Below are 18,277 nucleotides of genomic sequence, written 5' to 3'. Positions count from 1 at the left end.
GAGTTTATTCAATGGAGATCCTAAATGGGAAGTTGTTCGAGGTTCGGGTTTAATTATCTTTTAAATCAAAGCGAATACTGAGCAATATAGCCTATTAGGTCGGCTATCTTGCAATGAGATAGCCTTGAAAAAATTATACTTTAATCCCCCCCTATAAAATTTTTACATATCAGCAAAAATTTAATGTGTTGACTACAACCCGTTTAGTTTCTCACCTAAAAATGGGGAGAAGCCGATGTTTTTACATGCTTCCATTCAATGGTATTGTGCAATCAGTGTATTTTTACTCTGTGGGATTATTGTGCTTGCTCAAAAGAGTAAAGCTGATCCTCTTTTAAATACTGACGATGCATCCATTACTGCTGCACACCGCTGCCAATTAGAAAGTGCTTATTCACATAGTACATCAGGTACATGGTCATACCAAGTCACTCCTGCATGTAACTTTTCTGAAAATCTAGAAATTTCAGTAGGATATCATGCATCGAAAGATGTTGATAATGTCCATGGTTTTTCAGCTCAAGCAAAAACTGTATTAAAACCTATGAATCAGTTCTGGGGAATTGCAAGTAGTCTGATGCTGTCACAAGACGAACAGTCTCAGCATTCTTCTGATCTCGATTGGTTTCTCAATCTACCGATGAGTTTTAATTTAGCTCCACGTTTAGAACTTGATACCAACTTGGGTTACCAATATGCGCCTGATCATTCACGTTTAATTCGTTGGGGAGTTGCGACGCATTATTCGCTTAACGATCGTTGGGCGTTAAGTGCAGAAACTTATAATCAAGATCGTGATGCGCCCTTTTTTCAGACCGCTGTGCACTATCGCCTGATCCCAAATATCATAACACTTGAAGCTACTTTCGGTGATCGTTTCAATGCTTTCCGACAGCGATGGTTTGGACTTGGATTAAGTTACACACCTTAATTAAAAGCTTAATTAACCCCTTAATTTTATAAAATATTTTTTAAATCGGCTTTATTTTAACAATAAGGTCAGAGACTTTGCACGCCTAAAAAAAGAGGACTTCGATATGAAACTCTGGCACAAGCTATTTACAACCTTTCTCAAAAGATTTCACCTCATGCGTTTCTTTGGGCGCAGTCAATCTTTTAAAGAATTGCATCAATCCAGTTATGCACAAGAAATCAGCAAAACATTATCTACCAGATTAGTGAAGGCTGCGAAACTTGACTCTGCGCAACTGCTCCACAAATTTAACAGTTCAGAAGCAGGCTTAACCGAACAACAAGCAAATGCCCAGCAAAAGATCATTGGGTTAAATGAAGTCTCACATGAAAAGCCGTTGATGTGGTGGCAACACCTTTGGTATTGCTATCGTAATCCTTTCAATATTTTATTGAGCCTTTTAGCGCTGGTGGCTTTTCTTACTGACGATTTGACTGGCACATGTATTATCAGTGTCATGGTGATTCTTTCCACCCTGCTTCGCTACTGGCAAGAATCTAAATCCAACCAAGCCGCCGATGCCTTAAAAGCGATGGTCAGTAATACCGCAACAGTTTTAAGAGATCAGCTCAGTTATGATGATCTTGTGCTGATGCAACAACGCTATGGAATTGATGTTAAACATCAAAAAAATTCTCAATTTGAAATGCCGATTCAATATCTGGTTCCTGGTGATATTATTCTACTTTCCGCTGGAGACATGATTCCTGCAGATTGTCGTATTCTTACCGCTAAGGATTTATTTGTCTCGCAAGCAGCCATGACAGGCGAATCGATGCCTGTAGAAAAATTTCCAGTGCAATCAAATCTAGAGCAAAGTAATGCTTTGGAACTGGAAAATATTGTATTTATGGGAACCAATGTGGTTTCTGGCTCAGCACACGCTATGGTGGTAAGTACAGGAATACAGACTTATTTTGGTGCTTTGGCTCATCGTGTAACAGCAACAGATCGTGGTACTACCTCTTTTCAATTGGGGGTCAACAAAGTCAGCTGGTTACTCATTCGCTTTATGTTGGTCATGGCACCCGTTGTGCTATTTATCAACGGATTCACCAAAGGTGATTGGGCAGAAGCTTTTTTATTCGCACTTTCAGTAGCAGTCGGCTTAACACCAGAAATGTTGCCGATGATTGTCACTTCAACTTTAGCAAAAGGTGCAGTATTTTTATCTAAGAAGAAAGTCATTGTTAAACGTCTGGATGCCATCCAAAACTTTGGCGCAATGGATGTATTATGTACAGATAAGACGGGAACCTTAACTCAGGACAAAATCTTTCTATCACAACATGTCGATATCCATGGTCAAACCTCACACTATGTTTTAATGCAGGCATTTTTAAACAGTTACTATCAAACTGGTTTGAAAAATCTACTTGATGTTGCTGTATTAGACGCCGTTGACCCAGAGATCAAAACACAAAAGTTACGTTATAAAAAAATAGATGAAGTACCTTTTGATTTTGATCGTCGACGCATGTCAGTGGTAGTCAAAACCCCTCAAAACAAAGTCCGCATGATCACCAAAGGTGCAGTTGAGGAAATGCTCAAAGTTTGCCGTTATGTTGAAATTGATGGCAAAGTAGAAGCCTTATCCACACAAAAGCAAACGGCCATTGAAGCACTGACTCAACATTATAACCAAGATGGTTTGCGTGTCGTAGCTGTGGCTTATCGTGAATTTTCAATTGACCAAGAAAATTTTTCTGTCGCCGATGAAAGTGATCTGATTTTAATTGGTTATGTTGCCTTTTTAGATCCGCCGAAAGAATCAGCCACGGCTGCTGTAAAAAGCCTGCATGCGCATGGCGTCACCGTCAAAGTATTGACTGGAGATAATGAATTTGTCACACAGAAAGTATGTCGTGAAATTGGTATTCAATGTGAACGCATCTTACTTGGTGGAATTATAGAAACGCTGTCAGATAAACAACTGAAAGAAGCCGTTGAGCACTATGATATCTTCGCAAAACTTAGTCCTGTTCATAAAGAACGTATTGTTGAACAACTCAAAGCCAATGGGCATGTGGTCGGCTTCTTGGGCGATGGAATCAACGATGCGGCAGCAATTCGCGCTGCAGATATTGGGATTTCAGTTGATACAGCCGTGGATATTGCCAAAGAATCCGCAGATTTAATTCTGCTTGAAAAAAGCTTAATGGTCTTGGAAAACGGCGTAATTGAAGGTCGTAGGACTTTTGCAAATATGCTGAAATACATCAAAATGACCGCAAGCTCCAATTTTGGTAATGTATTTTCAGTATTGGTTGCCAGTGCATTTATTCCGTTCTTACCAATGTTGCCAATTCACCTTTTGATTCAAAATCTACTTTATGATATTTCTCAGATCGCTATTCCATTTGACCATGTGGATGAAGAATTAATTGCTCAACCACAACGTTGGCAGCCAAGTGAAGTTGGTCGTTTCATGATTGTGTTTGGACCAATCAGCTCAATTTTTGATATTTTAACCTTTGCCTTAATGTGGTTTGTTTTTTCAGCAAATACGCCAGCACAACAAACCTTATTCCAATCAGGTTGGTTTGTGGTGGGGCTGCTCACTCAAACACTGATTGTACATATGATTCGTACAGCCAAAGTACCATTCTTTCAAAGTCGTGCCGCAACGCCTTTATTGGTTATGACTGCAATCATTATGTGTATTGGTATATTTTTACCAATGGGACCATTGGCGAGTTATTTAAAACTTGAAGCATTACCGCTCAGTTATTTCTTCTACTTACCATTTATTTTAATTGCTTATATGTGTCTGACACAGTGGGTTAAAACAATATACATCCGTCGTTATGGTTGGCAATAAAAACCAGCGTCATTGAAACTAACAAGCCTTTCCCTTATTCAAGAGAAAGGCTTTCGTTTTTTTATTCGATGATCGTGCTAGTACTTACTTACATGAACCGCTTTGACTAAAATAATCGGTTCATACCATTCAAGGTCGCAACACGATAAGCTTCCGCCATGGTCGGATAGTTGAAGGTGGTTTCAACAAAATACTTAATGGTGTTGTTACCGCTTTGCATCACAGCTTGCCCAATATGAATAATTTCAGCGGCATTGTTACCGAAACAATGGACACCTAACAATTCCAAGGTATCACGATGAAATAAAATTTTAAGTTCACCCACTGTGTCACCCGTAATTTGCGCACGAGCCAAATGACGGAAAGATGCTTGACCCACTTCATATGGAATTTTTTCCTCAGTCAACTGACTTTCAGTTTTACCAAAGAAAGAAATTTCTGGAATCGTGTAAATACCTGTTGGGATATCTTTTACAGGCTTGACATCTTTTTCACCAGCCATGTTCGATCCTGCGCAACGACCTTGGTCATATGCAGCTGAAGCAAGCGATGGCCAACCTACCACATCACCCGCAGCATACACATTTTCAACTTCTGTTTGATATTGATCGTTGACTGCAAGTTGACCGCGACTGTTTGGCGTAAGACCGACATTTTCAAGTCCCATGCCATCCGTATTTCCTGAACGACCATTACACCAAAGAATGGCATCTGCTTTAATCTTCTTACCACTTTGTAAATAAAGCACAACATGATCATCAAAAGTCTCTAAATGATCAATTTGTTCATTATGGCGGATCAACACCCCTTGTTCACGCAAGTGATACGACAATGCATCTGCAATTTCGTCATCTAAATAGCTTAAGAGTTGATGTTGAGTATTAATCAAATCAACTTTATGGTCTAAGCCAATGAAAATAGACGCATATTCACAGCCGATAACACCTGCACCATAGATAATAATCTTATGAATAGTGAAATCGAGATCTAAAATTTTATCCGAATCAAATACACGTGGGTGATTAAAGTCTAAACCTTGTGGATGATACGGTCGGCTACCAGTCGCAACAACGAGTTGCTTGAAGCCCAAAGTTTCTTTTATACCATCTTCACTAAAAATAATGACGGTATTTTTATCTTGGATATATGCACGACCATGAAAAACATCAATATTATTACGGTCATAAAAACGTGAATGTGTATCAACTTGTTGTTGAATCACTTTATGTGCATTACGCAATACTTGTTTCATGGTGAATTGTTTCCAATCCCCCACTTTTTTAAACATTGGATCACGTTGGTAACGGATAATACTTGAAACTGTTTGACGCAAAGCTTTACTTGGAATAGTACCGACATGCGTACAGTTACCACCCAATTGCTCACGAATATCTACAATTGCAACACGCTTACCCGATTTAGCAAGCTTCATTGCCGCGCCTTCACCAGCAGGACCAGAGCCAAGTACGACTGCATCGTATTTCACAAAATTCCCACTAACGACTTCTTTCTTACGTGGCATTCAAAGCTCCTTATAGTAAATTCAGTCTATATCTTTTCTCATGCGATATTATGAACTAAACCGAAACAATTTTCTGTATTTCACATGCATATATTCTGTGATAACGACATTTAGTATATGAATAGTGTTTTTGCCCTATCGTTTTGCATTTCCGCTATAATGGTTTATCTCCCCCGTAGAAAACAGTGGAAAAGTTGAATATGTCAGAGAACCGTAAACCAGAACAGGGTGTCAAATTACGTGGCGCGGAAAAAGTTGCTCGTATACCTGTAAAAGTTATTCCAACGGTTGAAGCACCACGAAAGCCGGATTGGATTCGTGTGAAAATGGCTGCGCCTGATGAAGTTCAACGTATCAAAACCACATTACGTGCGCAAAAATTACATACGGTCTGTGAAGAAGCTGCTTGTCCAAACCTTCCTGAGTGTTTTGGTGGTGGTACTGCAACCTTTATGATTATGGGTGATATCTGTACTCGTCGTTGCCCTTTCTGTGATGTTGCACATGGTCGACCAAATGCGCTTGACCCAGATGAACCACGTCACATGGCTGAAACGATTGCAAACTTAGGTTTGAAATATGCTGTGATCACTTCAGTAGACCGTGATGATCTATTGGATGGTGGAGCTCAGCATTTTGTAGACTGTATTAAAGAAGCTCGTGCGCTTAGTCCAAAGACTTTACTGGAAATTTTAGTGCCTGACTTCCGTGGTCGTATGGACATTGCATTGCGTATCATGACTGAATGTCCGCCTGACGTGTTTAACCACAACATTGAAACAGTACCTCGTTTATATAAGGCGATGCGTCCAGGTTCAGATTATCAGCACTCTTTAAATCTATTGAAAATGTTTAAAGAATACTGTCCTGATGTCCCTACCAAATGCGGTCTAATGGTCGGTATTGGTGAAACTGAAGACGAAGTGATTGCATTGTTAGATGACTTGCATGCTCATGGTGTTGACTATGTCACTATTGGACAATACTTACAGCCATCAAAAGAACATGCCCCTATTGATCGTTTTGTAACGCCAGAAGAGTTTGAACGTTATACTGCGCATGGGCAAAAACTAGGTTTTAGAAATATTTGGGCAGCACCGATGGTTCGTTCAAGTTATTTTGCTGATCGTCAATATTATGGAGAGCCTGTTCCACAAGTTCGTCGTAAAGTAGATCCTGCTAAGAAAATTGCAGTCCAAGCGATCGAAGCTTAAAACTGATTCAAACATATACCAAAAAGCACGCTCTAAAGCGTGCTTTTTTAGTATCAGCAGTTGTTAACGGCATTTTCCAATTGTTTTACCTTCGATACTGCTCATATTGCTTTGTAATTTTGTTAATGTTGAACAATGTAAATTTCCCGAAACCATCGACTTATTTAAGCTCAATGTCGTTGAAACTTGAGATGCAGCCACATCCCCCTCTACTGAAGAGTTGACTAACTTCAACACTTTGGCTGAATTGGCTTGGACACTACCACTAACCGAAGAATTATTGAGAATCAAACTGGCTCCATTTTGTACATTAACATTACCATCGACAGAACTACTATTTAAGATACAAGTTGCACCTGCGGGTACTGTTAAATTCGACACCGCATTATTGTTGATTGCACCTGTGCAATTTGCTGCAAATCCAAGTTGCGCAGCCGTTAAACCACATGAAATGATGATGGTATTTAGGAAAAGTTTTTTCATTGATACAACCCTTTGAATTATTCATTTTAAATTTAAAAAATTAAATTTATTATTTATCGATCTTAAAATATGTCGTTTAGGGGTTGAATGACAAATGTGTTGTCATTTATTAATCATAAGTAAGCAAAAATACGTATTTGTTTTTATTTGAATTGTGCTTACATGTTTATGAATAAGACTGAATTGCCACCAAGACAAAATCAGTTAAAATTTGAAATCAATAAAATGACTTATTCCACTTCCTGTTTAAGTTGATCCAAATTTTGCTTAAGCTCTTTTACGTAGTCTGCATAATCCAGCATTAAACCTTTACCTCTTAAGTCATCAGGTAATCCTTGAGTACAGTACCAATTGTCTTTCCATGTATGATTCTGAGGGAAATGCAAACTTCCTAGCTCTTTTTGAACTTCTACTTTGAGATAAGTCACCAACTCCTGCGCTTTTTCCGTTCCCATCTGCTGACTGAGAAATTTAAATAAAAGTTGTTGTAACTCATTTTGATAGCGCCCATGTTTTTGATTCCATTCATCATACATATTCTGCAACTCTTTTCTGGTCGAGGGATCGAATTGCTCACAAGACTCGAGCACATTTGAAATGAGTGCTGGTACATCCAAATATGCTGTATATAAAAACTGTAGTTTTCCGGTATTATCTGCTCGTGTAACTGATGCTGTGAATAAAAGGCTGCAACACAGCACGATACGTAAAATATACATCTGAAATTGTCCCATTTTGTATTTCCTTGTTTTCTGATTTAATCAAATATTGCAAACAACTTTTTATTGTCCAACTCGTTGCCGCAATATAAATTTAAAAATTTACTGTAAAATTTAATTAATATATTATTTTTATAAAACTAAACAATAAAATTTAAATATATCATCGAAAATTCAAAAAAGCGAATTGCTCATTCTTTTTACTATACAAAATCAAATCTAAATGATGCCAAGTAATGATTAGACACAGGAGAAAATTTGCTTTGTATTGAGAAAATATCGTACTTTGCCTAGAATCAGCAGATCAAATGAATAAAAGAACAGTTTTAAATAAATGAATAAACTTCAACTAAATCATTGTTAAATAAATGATATAAAAGAAAGTAAGCAAAATAAATTTGAACAGTTAATATAATCTTACATTTTTTTAGCGGCACAATTGTACATTGACTTTAACATAGAGATTTTAATCTAAGCTAAACATGATGAAAAAACTCACCTTATCAATGTTCGCCACTTTTTTTTCTGGGCTTTGTTTTGCTCAAAATCCATTGAGTGTGCATGTTCTAAATCTTGAAAGTGGTCTACCATCAAGCAATGTTAAAGTCATTCTTGAAGCGCAGCAAAAAGATAAATGGATAAAAATTAATGAAGGCACTACTGACAGTAATGGAAGAATTTTAGCCTTATACCCTGAAAATAAAGTGCTCGACAAAGGTGTCTATAAAGTTACTTTTGAAACAGGTGAATGGTTTAAACAAAAGAACCAACGAAGCTTTTTTCCTGAAGTCCCTGTGGTTTTTGTAATCGATGGTACGCTTGAGCATTATCATATTCCGTTACTCATCAGCCCATATGGTTATTCGACTTATCGTGGTAATTAAACTTAAATAATCAACCCTAGTTTAAATTCCGCCCTAAAAAAACCGATGTATCAAACATCGGTTTTCGGTTCAAGCCAATTTAAACCTTGAGCCATTTTTCTGCTTTGTCTTGATCTAAAACAGTCAATTCAACTGTAGTTAAATCAATTTCCCCACCTTGAAGCTCGAACTGCATAAATTCATCTCGGCGGAAGGCATACACGGTAAATCTATCTTGTTGTTTGGAATATTGGGATAAAAGTTTTTCTGAGGCTTTTAACCCATCAATCGCAACTATCACATCATTGGCTGAAAGTCCTGCAATCGCACCCGTACCTTCACGTCTCGCCTGTTGAATAAGCACCCCTTCAGGTTTATCCACCAATTTCAGTCCAAATGGCAATGCCTTTTCATTTTTTAAACGATAACTCAAACCAAATTCAGGGAACAATTGATCCAGTGGCAATTCATCAGTGGTATTGATCAAATGATTAATTTGTTCAATCCAATTGCTGCCTGTCAATTCATTACATAATTCAACAATTGTGCGCTCATTGACTTGAATACCTTTTTGAGTATTTTCATACAAACGGCGCATCAAAGCATCTAGACTAGAGCCACGTAAACGTAATCCCAAATCCAAACTTAGTGCTACTAAACAGCCTTTGTTATAGTAACTGGTTCCAGCATTGTTTGAGTTTTCATCTTGACGATAAAATTTAATCCAAGCATCAAAACTTGATTCAGAAACAGACTGAATAAAGCGTCCCGGATTTTGCAAATAACGATCAATTTGTCCTTTCAGCAAACTCAAATATGACGCTTGAGAAATCACACCGCTGCGGTACAAAATCAAATCATCATAATATGAAGTGAAACCTTCGAAAATCCACAATAAAGAGGTGTAACCTTCCTGATCTAAATCATAATTGGCAAAGTTTTCTGGTCGAATAAATTTAACTAACCATGAGTGAAAATACTCATGACTGCAAAGCCCCAAGAATCGTTGATAATCTGCCGATGGTTCCTCAGGCTCGTTCAACTTTGGCAAGTCACTACGTGGAGTAATCAGACTCGTGCTATTTGGGTGTTCTAACCCGCCATAGCTATTGCCTGTTGCCATTGTCATGAACGTATAGTCTTCGAAAGGTGCTGAACCAAACATGCTAATTTCTGTACTACAGATTTTTTCAAGATCTTGCTTCATACGTTCAGCATTCATTGCATGTTGACCAGAAACCACAAACTCATGTGGAATTCCATTCGCCTCGAAGCTAAATCTTGTTTGTTCTGCCAATTCAAATGGTGCATCGATCAGTTGAGCATAATGATCGGCTTTTAAGGTAAAACGACCTTTCACCAAACTCTTCGATACTAAACCCGTCGCAAGTTGAAAATGCTTTAACTCCTCGGGTAAAAATACTTCAACTTCAATCGCAGAATCTTGTTGATCTTGAAGCCCTAAACATACACAAGCTGGATTCACATACAAACGGCTTTGATCAACATATGCACCTCGCACTGAAAGATCATAGGCATAAACATCGTACTCAACCGTAATCAGTTCATGATCTGTGTTATATAAACGCCATTTATTTTTTTCAAATTTATTTATTTTAAGTTGACGACCAGCTTCATCATAAGCTTTAACCGATTCGATATGCTTTGAAAATTCGCGAATTAAATAACTTCCTGGAATCCATGTTGGCAGTGACAACACTTGAGTTGGGTTCGCAAGAAAGCGCAATGTGACATGGATGAGGTGTTGACGATAATCGTCAAATTCAATCTGATAATGCAACATAAATATATATTCGAAAATAGACAGTGAGAAATTACCAATTAGATTAGCATTTTTTTACAAAGTCGGGCGATTTTAGTCGAAATTGTCTGCAATTCTTACTAGCGTAGAATGCAAAAAAGGCATAGCATTCGCACAGTTTGTCTACTCTTGCCATTGGATTGGCTTAAAGGTAAATCTGTTGAAAATTCTTGCTTCTTTTATTGCAATAACGGGCTTGGTTTGTTCCACGTTTGTTAATGCCGCTCTATTAAATATTAACCCGCAATCTGTTGAAGCTGAAGCTTGGACAATATTAGATACGCAATCAGGTCAGACCATTGCGGAATATAATAGTCATGTTCAGCGTGCACCTGCATCCATGACCAAGATGATGGTGGCATATATTACCTTAAAAGAACTAAAAGCAGGTCATCTTAAAAAAGAAGAGATTATTACCGCGACACCTGTGGTTCAAGTCGTACAGTGGGATGAATCTCAGATGTACCTGAAACAAGGTGAGCAGATCTCGATTGATCAACTTCTTGCTGGATTGATTGTCATGTCTGCCAATGATGCAGCTGTGACTTTGGCAGAGCGCATCTCTGGTAGCGTACCCGCATTTGTTGCGCGTATGAACCAAGAAGCACAAGCTTTGGGAATGAAAGATACTCATTTTGCCAATCCACCAGGGATCACCATGCCAGATCATTTTTCTTCTGCGCATGACATGGCGATCTTGGGTCAAGCTGTAACCTCACAAACCCCTGAATATATGCATTATTCAGTCATGCCAAGTTTCAGTTATAACCAACATTTTCATCATGCAACCAATCTTGTTTTAAAAACAGACCCAAGTGTTGATGGCTTAAAAACAGGTTTTACCAAAGCTGCTGGTTATAATTTGGCTTTAACAGCACATCGCCCTTCTGCCATTGCTGAGTCTCCTGACCGTCGTTTAATTGTTGTGGTCATGGGTGCTAAAAGTGCCGTTAAACGTGCTGAAATTGCCCATAAGCTGTTAAATTTGGGCTATGCCTATACACGAGACGAAGTAGCAATCAAAGACAAACAATTAATTGCTGAACTCCCTGTGGTCAAGTCTACATTAAAAATGTTTAAAGTTGAGGCAAGAAAGCCTCAGTTGGTTACCACCTCACTCTATAACGATGTGAATCCAATTGATCTAAACACCTTTGATGTAGTCAATAGCCGTGTCATGAAAACTGATAGCAATGGATTATCAACAGCTGTAGAACCTTTGACAACAACACAAACGCGTTTAAATGTTCAACTCAATGAAACATCATTGACCGCACCTTTAGAAAAAATCATGCATTTGGCTAAAGTGAATGTTTATCAAGACAATCAACTTATCCAAAGCTTCGACATTGAAGATGAGGTTCATATTGAACAAGCCTCTTGGTTCGAACGTTTAATGGAGTGGATCAAGTCAATTTTTGGGATTTAATAAAACCAACCAATTTACTTAGATTTATTGTAATTATGTAACCTGTAATACAAAAAAAACCTAAATAATTAAATAGGATGGCATATTTAAGCCATCCTTTTTTATAACAACTATTTAGGTTTTTTATGTCTAATCTACATCATATTGTGGTTGTTGGTGGTGGTGCTGGTGGTTTAGAGCTGGTGACACAACTGGGTGATACGCTTGGTAAAAGTAAGAAAGCCAAAATCACCCTTGTCGACCAAAAACTTACCCATATTTGGAAGCCGCTACTCCACGAAATCGCTGCAGGAACCATGAATCCAAGCGATGAAGAAACCAACTACTATGCACATGCCGCTAAACATCATTATGAGTTTGTTTTAGGGCGGTTTGAACAGCTCGATCGTGAGCATAAAACCATTGAACTAAGTAAAACGCAAATCAGCAAGTATGAATCCAACCAAGAAAAAATAGTGCTCAGTTATGACACTTTGATTCTTGCTGTTGGTTCTGTTTCCAATGATTTTAATACACCGGGCGTTAAAGAGTTTTGTCACTATTTGGATAGCCGACAACAAGCGGAAATTTTCCAACAAGACTTGCTCCACTTGTACTTAGACGCACAAAATAAAAATATTGATCGTGAACTGCATATTGCTGTCATTGGTGCGGGTGCAACAGGTGTTGAACTTTCCGCAGAGCTGGTTCAAGCCAAACAAAACTTTTATAAATACGGCTTGAATAAAATCAATCCTAACAATGTCAAAATCACCTTGGTTGAAGGTGCTGACCGTATCTTGCCTGCACTGTCTGAAAAAATGGCTGAACATGCAACTCAGCAATTAAAACGCATGAAAATTGATGTCTTAACTGGAAAGCGTGTTGAAAAAGTCGATGCTGAAACGGTTTATTTCAATGATGGTACATCTGTAGAAGCACAATTAAAAGTCTGGGCGGCGGGTATCAAAACACCTAAAGTAATTGCAAACCTAGAAGGTTTTGAAAAAGACCGCATGGGTCGTTTGAAAGTATATGCAACCTTACAAACCCAAGCAGATCCAAATATCTTTGCTTTTGGAGATTGCGCACACTGTATCTTAGATGCACGTGAAGCCCCGCTTGGTCCACGTGCACAAGTAGCAAGTCAACAAGCCGCTTTTCTGGTAGATGCCATGCATGCACGTATCAAAGGACGCCAACAGCCGATGTTCCAATTTGCAGACAAAGGTTCACTGGTCTCTCTAAGTGAAAATAAAGCTGTGGGTGAATTGTTGGGTCAAGTCAATGTGCAAGGTTTTGTTGCAAAATCAATGTATGTCTCTTTATACCGTATCCATCAAGCCACCATTTATGGTTATGCACATGCAGGTCTATTAACAGCCAAAGATTTTGTTACACGAAAAATCGCACCTAAAATTAAATTGCATTGAAATCTAATTTTTAGTCCCAATCTATGAAAAAATGGTCAAAATACAGCTGAAAATGCAATTTTTTATTAAATTTAGTCTACAAAAATTGCTTTTCACTTTATGATGTAGCCTTAAAATTATCGATTACCGAATGGATCAATAACATGACTGCTATTGCAAATAACAACGTGGTTTCTTTCCACTATACGTTAACTAACGCTGAGGGTGAAACTCTTGATAAATCTCAAGGTGAACCACTTGCATATTTACATGGCGCAGGTAACATCATTCCTGGTTTAGAAAAAGCTTTAGAAGGTAAAACTGTAGGTGACAAATTTACAGTGACTATCCCTGCTGCTGAAGGTTATGGTGAATACAATCCTGACCTCGTTCAAGAAGTTCCTGCTCAAATGTTCCAAGGCGTTGAAAACATTGAAGCGGGTATGCAGTTCCAAGCTCAAACTGATGATGGCGTTCAAATCGTTACAGTTAAAGCAGTTGAAGGCGAAAACGTAATCGTTGATGCTAACTTCCCATTGGCTGGTCAAGATCTTACTTTTGAAGTAGAAATCGTAGAAGTACGTGATGCTTCTCCAGAAGAATTAGAACACGGTCATGTACATGGCGCAGGTGGTCATCACCACTAAGATCTGTTTCATCTGATCTGAAAAGGCAAAGTTTTTACTTTGCCTTTTTTATATGTATCGCGTTAAAGTGATTTGCATCATGTATCAATAAAACGATTTGTGAAAATTTTATGCAAAAACAACTCATTTGGTTTAGACAAGATTTACGTATCCATGACCACGCCGCCCTTTGGCATGCTCGCCAGTCAGGCATGGTGATCGCACTGGTTGTACTTTCACCTCAACAATGGCAAAAACATGATGATGCACCGATTAAAATCGACTTCTATCTACGTCAACTCGAGGTGCTGCAACACGCTCTAGCTAAGCTAAATATTCCGCTGATCATTCAAACCATTCCATTGTGGGAAAATATAGCAACAGAAGTCACTCAACTCTGTCAAAAATTAAATATTGAAAATATTCATGCCAATATTGAGTGTGGCGTCAATGAGTTAAATAGAGATTTTGACGTTCAAAAGCGTTTAAATAAAAATGGACATGATCTAATTTTATATCATGATCGTACATTGTTTCCTGTAGGCTCGATCCGTAATAAATCAAATCAACCCTATCAAGTCTTTGGCGCATTTAAAAAATATTGTTATGAACAACTGAGTATTTCAGTACCTCAGTGTTATCCCGCACCTGAAATTCAATCTTTGGATATGAGTATTTACAAAGATGATTTAAATCCGCTTCCAACAATAAAAACTCTAGGATTTGAATGTGTAGAAAAAAATGCCAAAACGCAATGGCAAGTAGGCGAAGCACATGCATGGCATCTATTAGATGAATTTTTAGACAATCATATTGAAAATTATCAAGTATATCGAGATTTTCCAAATCTTGAAGCCACCAGTCAGCTCTCCGCATATTTAAATATTGGCATCATTTCGATTCGACAATGTTTAAATGCTTTATTTAGAGCGCAACACGGTCAATTTACGATTGAAAATATAGGTCAACAAACATGGATGGACGAGTTGCTTTGGCGAGAGTTTTATCAACATATACTGTTTGATTTTCCTCGTGTATCAAAGCACTTACCATTTAAACAAACAACACAAAAATTAGCATGGCGTGATGCGCCTGAGGATCTAATCGCTTGGCAAATGGGGCAGACAGGCATCCCGATTGTTGATGCTGGGATGCGCCAATTACTACAGACAGGTTGGATGCATAACCGTGTACGAATGATTGTTGCCATGTTCCTGAGCAAAAATCTTTTGATTGATTGGCGATTAGGGGAACAATGGTTTATGCAACATTTAATTGATGGCGACTTGGCCGCAAATAATGGTGGTTGGCAATGGTGCGCTTCAACAGGCACAGATTCAGTTCCCTATTTCCGTATTTTCAATCCAGTCAGCCAATCACAAAAGTTTGATGCTGAAGGTGAATATATCCGAAAATGGGTACCCGAACTTGCTGATTTGGATGCAAAAACCATTCACGAACCTTATGCCAAAAATTCAGAAATACAACTGAATTATCCTCAACCTATTGTTGATTTAAAACAAAGTCGCATCCGCGCAATTGAAGCTTTTAAGCAGATTTAAAATACTCAACTTAAAAGCTTCTCAAATTGTGGGTTAGATGGCTTGACCAAAAGTTTTAAATTGATGGTTTGGATAATTTTTTGGACGTTCAATCGATTCAAAATAGCAGTAATATTTAAAAATACTGTTTAAAGAGACATACAGTACTTTCTGTTCAGAAACAGACCAGACTTGTGCATGGTTTGAACCTGATAAAGTACTGCCACTTAATTGAAATAAATATAAATCCTGTGTTCTTTGGATCTGTTTTTGAGTGGGTTCAGCAGTTAAATCAGATGAATCTAATGTCGATGAATTCAGTAATAATCTGCATGTTGAATTAATCAGCCACTTTTCACTAAACCACAGTTGTAACAAATCGCCTAAGTACAGTTTTTTCTCAGAAAAAGGCCAAACATCTAAATATGCTTGCACAACTTCAATATGATATTGTTCAGAATTTTGCAGGATAGAAAGGTAGTTTTCTTGATAAAAAGAAAATTTTTCAAAAATTTGAGAAATAGTTAGCGTCGTCATCGCGCTGTCTCCTATTTAGCCATTTTAGTGCTGGCAAGTTGGTTAAATCCACACGGTTTAAGTCAAACTTAAACGCTCTTTATGTTTTTAATCTAACAAGTCAGCTCTCGCTTTGCAACCACTCAAACCCATTTTTTTAATTTTGATCTTTTTTGTTTAAATAAAAAGCATACAAGTCAAAAATGAAGAAAAGATGACATCAAAGGCTTGACCACTCGTGATATATCCTTATAATCGCATGCAGATTCTCCAATAGCTCAGTCGGTAGAGCGACGGACTGTTAATCCGCAGGTCCCTGGTTCGAGCCCAGGTTGGAGAGCCAAATTCTAAAAGCCCACTTCATTCAAGTGGGCTTTTTTTATTGCTATAAAATAAACAATTTATACAACTATAAATTTTTAAAATCATCAGAGAGGTTTAACAATTTTTCTAGGCTACCTATGCGGTAGTGAACAAGTAAATGTACCATCATCCCAAATATTGGTATTTCTAAGCTACCTATGCGGTAGTGAACAAATTGCAGAGCAATTATTCAAGCAAATGATTTTTCTAAGCTACCTATGCGGTAGTGAACCTGATTTACATTTTTGGATAGGATTTATTATTTTTCTAAGCTACCTATGCGGTAGTGAACTGCATCATCTTCAAAGCAGTTTACAAAATCTTTTTCTAAGCTACCTATGCGGTAGTGAACCAAGTTCAGGATCTGATAAAGTTCTATCTTTTTTTCTAAGCTACCTATGCGGTAGTGAACTTCTGCTTCTAACTTTAGATATTCTTCCAGATTTTCTAAGCTACCTATGCGGTAGTAAACGTGATAAAGTTTCAAATTCAGTCAATGCTAATTTTCTAAGCTACCTATGCGGTAGTGAACTATCTGATTCATGTATACATGTTTCTAATTGATTTCTAAGCTACCTATGCGGTAGTGAACTATAATTTTAGATCAAAAAATAAAGTGATAACAGTAAGTTAAATCTAAAAATCATCAAATGACCCAAGTTTTTACTTACCAATATAACTTATTGATTTTATTCAGTTGTTAAAGAGTAAAAAAATATTGGGTTAAAATATTTGAATAATCGTAATTCTATTAAAAGCATATTTCCCAAAATTGTTCCCTTTTGCCTCATCAGCAACAAGTTATAGCAGTATATAATACAAACTCTAATAGATTCACTCCTTAGAATCATACGACATACCTCATATAAAATAATTTATTTATCAATCAAATATTTAAAATTTAATTTATCTTGCAAACGATAATACATACTTCCCTTGCAACTCAATAAACTGCTAAAAAAGATCATTTTGATATGATGTTAAAGTTCAATAAAACGAGTGCTATAACGTAAATTTCATCAAAAATAGTGCTTATTGTTTTTATAAGAATAAAATTTTGAATTATGTATGATTCCAAGTCTGTTTCTGGAAAAAAATAGCTAACTCTTCAATGATAACTTTAACTCGTGCAGGCATGACTTTTTGAGCATGCCATACAGCATAGACATCTCTGATTGGCAACTGCCATTCAGGTAAAACCTGTTTGAGTCTTCCAGCCTTCAAAGCATCTTCACATTGGGTAAATGGAACATAGCATAAGCCCAAGCCACGTTCTGCAAGACTGACACATAGACTGATTTCATTCACTTTTAAGCGACTAGTTTGAATTTTAAATTGATAATTTTGTTGTTGATACCGTAGTTCAAGTTGTTCTAAAGGATAAGCCAATAACCAGTCTTGTTGCGCTAAATCTTCTGGCGTCTGAATATCATGCTGATTTAAATAGTCTTGAGAAGCCACGATACAGGTTTTAATACTCGCTAATCGTTTTTGAATATATACACTATTGGGCATTTTACCGACACGCAAAGCTAAATCTGCGCCTTGAGTCATTAAATCATCAAGTACATTGTCTAATTGCAATTCAAGTTCAATCTCTGGATAGCGTTTTAGAAAAGTATTCCAAAATTCTTGCAAAGGAAAAATCGCAAGATTCATCGGAGCCAAAATTTTAATACGACCCTTAACTTGAGTTGTTTCTTCTTTTATTTCATGTGTATTTTGCAATAACGCGCTCAGTAAAGGTTGACAACGCTCGTAATAACGTTGCCCTTCTTGAGTTAACTGTATTCCTCGGCTGTTTCGATGTAATAACTTACAGCCCAAGCTTTCTTCTAATTTTTTTAAACGACGGGTCAATGTAGCAGCGGGAATATTTTGTTGTTCAGATGCCATATTCAAGCTTCCAGCTCTGACAATCGCTATAAATAAACTCAAATCATCTAACATTTCATTTTTGGAATTTATAACTACTAATAATCATCATTCTATAA

The 18,277-nt window shown here is 37.4% G+C and carries 14 protein-coding genes, 1 tRNA gene and 1 CRISPR repeat array; of the genes, 9 read left to right on the top strand and 6 right to left on the bottom strand.

What is annotated here, in order from left to right; all coding sequences use genetic code 11:
• Positions 1–235 precede the first annotated feature (235 nt).
• Both AC1Z3T_RS00515 and mgtA read left to right on the top strand, forming a co-directional pair.
• Positions 236–931, top strand: a complete 696-nt coding sequence (locus tag AC1Z3T_RS00515; protein WP_100885647.1) for a hypothetical protein — start codon at positions 236–238, stop codon at positions 929–931.
• 106 nt (positions 932–1,037) lie between these two features.
• The gene (gene mgtA, locus AC1Z3T_RS00510; protein ID WP_100885648.1) at positions 1,038–3,794 is read left to right on the top strand and encodes a magnesium-translocating P-type ATPase; all 2,757 of its coding nucleotides are present in this window, start codon (positions 1,038–1,040) and stop codon (positions 3,792–3,794) included.
• A 106-nt stretch (positions 3,795–3,900) separates the two neighbouring features.
• Here the strand turns inward: mgtA and sthA are convergent, their stop codons facing one another.
• Positions 3,901–5,316, bottom strand: coding sequence for a Si-specific NAD(P)(+) transhydrogenase (sthA, locus tag AC1Z3T_RS00505; protein WP_004829228.1), 1,416 nt, complete (start codon positions 5,314–5,316; stop codon positions 3,901–3,903).
• A 200-nt stretch (positions 5,317–5,516) separates the two neighbouring features.
• Here sthA and lipA point away from each other — a divergent pair, with 200 nt between their 5' ends.
• Positions 5,517–6,530 (top strand): lipoyl synthase, encoded by a 1,014-nt coding sequence (lipA, locus tag AC1Z3T_RS00500; protein WP_004829230.1) that lies wholly within the window; start codon positions 5,517–5,519, stop codon positions 6,528–6,530.
• A 63-nt stretch (positions 6,531–6,593) separates the two neighbouring features.
• On the opposite strand, the gene AC1Z3T_RS00495 is transcribed toward lipA, so the two are convergent.
• Together AC1Z3T_RS00495 and AC1Z3T_RS00490 are read right to left on the bottom strand one after the other, a co-directional pair.
• Positions 6,594–7,013, bottom strand: a complete 420-nt coding sequence (locus AC1Z3T_RS00495; protein ID WP_005032759.1) for a hypothetical protein — start codon at positions 7,011–7,013, stop codon at positions 6,594–6,596.
• A 230-nt stretch (positions 7,014–7,243) separates the two neighbouring features.
• Complete coding sequence (locus AC1Z3T_RS00490; RefSeq protein WP_042087657.1) at positions 7,244–7,747, bottom strand: hypothetical protein; 504 nt, start codon at positions 7,745–7,747, stop codon at positions 7,244–7,246.
• Positions 7,748–8,214: 467 nt separating this feature from the next.
• Here AC1Z3T_RS00490 and uraH point away from each other — a divergent pair, with 467 nt between their 5' ends.
• A complete protein-coding gene (gene uraH / locus AC1Z3T_RS00485) occupies positions 8,215–8,616 on the top strand; it encodes a hydroxyisourate hydrolase (protein ID WP_100885649.1) in 402 nt (133 codons plus the stop codon).
• A 79-nt stretch (positions 8,617–8,695) separates the two neighbouring features.
• Here the strand turns inward: uraH and AC1Z3T_RS00480 are convergent, their stop codons facing one another.
• Entirely contained in the window at positions 8,696–10,399 is a 1,704-nt protein-coding gene (locus AC1Z3T_RS00480; protein WP_100885650.1) for a M61 family metallopeptidase, read from the bottom strand.
• 178 nt (positions 10,400–10,577) lie between these two features.
• Between AC1Z3T_RS00480 and AC1Z3T_RS00475 the strand changes: the two genes are divergently transcribed.
• The 4 genes from AC1Z3T_RS00475 (at position 10,578) to phrB (ending at position 15,425) form a co-directional block, all read left to right on the top strand.
• Complete coding sequence (locus AC1Z3T_RS00475; RefSeq protein ID WP_100885651.1) at positions 10,578–11,846, top strand: D-alanyl-D-alanine carboxypeptidase PBP6B; 1,269 nt, start codon at positions 10,578–10,580, stop codon at positions 11,844–11,846.
• 125 nt (positions 11,847–11,971) lie between these two features.
• Entirely contained in the window at positions 11,972–13,258 is a 1,287-nt protein-coding gene (locus tag AC1Z3T_RS00470) for an NAD(P)/FAD-dependent oxidoreductase (RefSeq protein ID WP_100885652.1), read from the top strand.
• 143 nt (positions 13,259–13,401) lie between these two features.
• On the top strand, positions 13,402–13,884 hold the full coding sequence (locus tag AC1Z3T_RS00465) for an FKBP-type peptidyl-prolyl cis-trans isomerase (protein ID WP_004829245.1): 483 nt from the start codon (positions 13,402–13,404) through the stop codon (positions 13,882–13,884).
• 110 nt (positions 13,885–13,994) lie between these two features.
• Positions 13,995–15,425: a deoxyribodipyrimidine photo-lyase gene (gene phrB, locus AC1Z3T_RS00460; RefSeq protein WP_100885653.1), complete on the top strand. Its 1,431-nt coding sequence runs from the start codon at positions 13,995–13,997 to the stop codon at positions 15,423–15,425.
• 33 nt (positions 15,426–15,458) lie between these two features.
• Here phrB and AC1Z3T_RS00455 read toward each other — a convergent pair whose 3' ends face one another.
• Positions 15,459–15,941, bottom strand: a complete 483-nt coding sequence (locus AC1Z3T_RS00455; protein ID WP_100885654.1) for a hypothetical protein — start codon at positions 15,939–15,941, stop codon at positions 15,459–15,461.
• 246 nt (positions 15,942–16,187) lie between these two features.
• Between AC1Z3T_RS00455 and AC1Z3T_RS00450 the strand changes: the two genes are divergently transcribed.
• A tRNA-Asn gene (locus AC1Z3T_RS00450) sits at positions 16,188–16,263 on the top strand.
• Between the two features lie 102 nt (positions 16,264–16,365).
• A CRISPR array of direct repeats spans positions 16,366–16,875; the repeat unit is 30 nt; unit sequence TTTTTCTAAGCTACCTATGCGGTAGTGAAC.
• 470 nt (positions 16,876–17,345) lie between these two features.
• On the opposite strand, the gene AC1Z3T_RS00445 is transcribed toward AC1Z3T_RS00450, so the two are convergent.
• Positions 17,346–18,233: a LysR family transcriptional regulator gene (locus AC1Z3T_RS00445; protein ID WP_346806539.1), complete on the bottom strand. Its 888-nt coding sequence runs from the start codon at positions 18,231–18,233 to the stop codon at positions 17,346–17,348.
• Positions 18,234–18,277 lie beyond the last annotated feature (44 nt).

The sequence above is a fragment of the Acinetobacter sp. B-6 genome (assembly GCF_056930735.1).
Note: the sequence above shows the minus strand (reverse complement) of the source record. Positions and strands in the feature narration are given on the sequence as shown.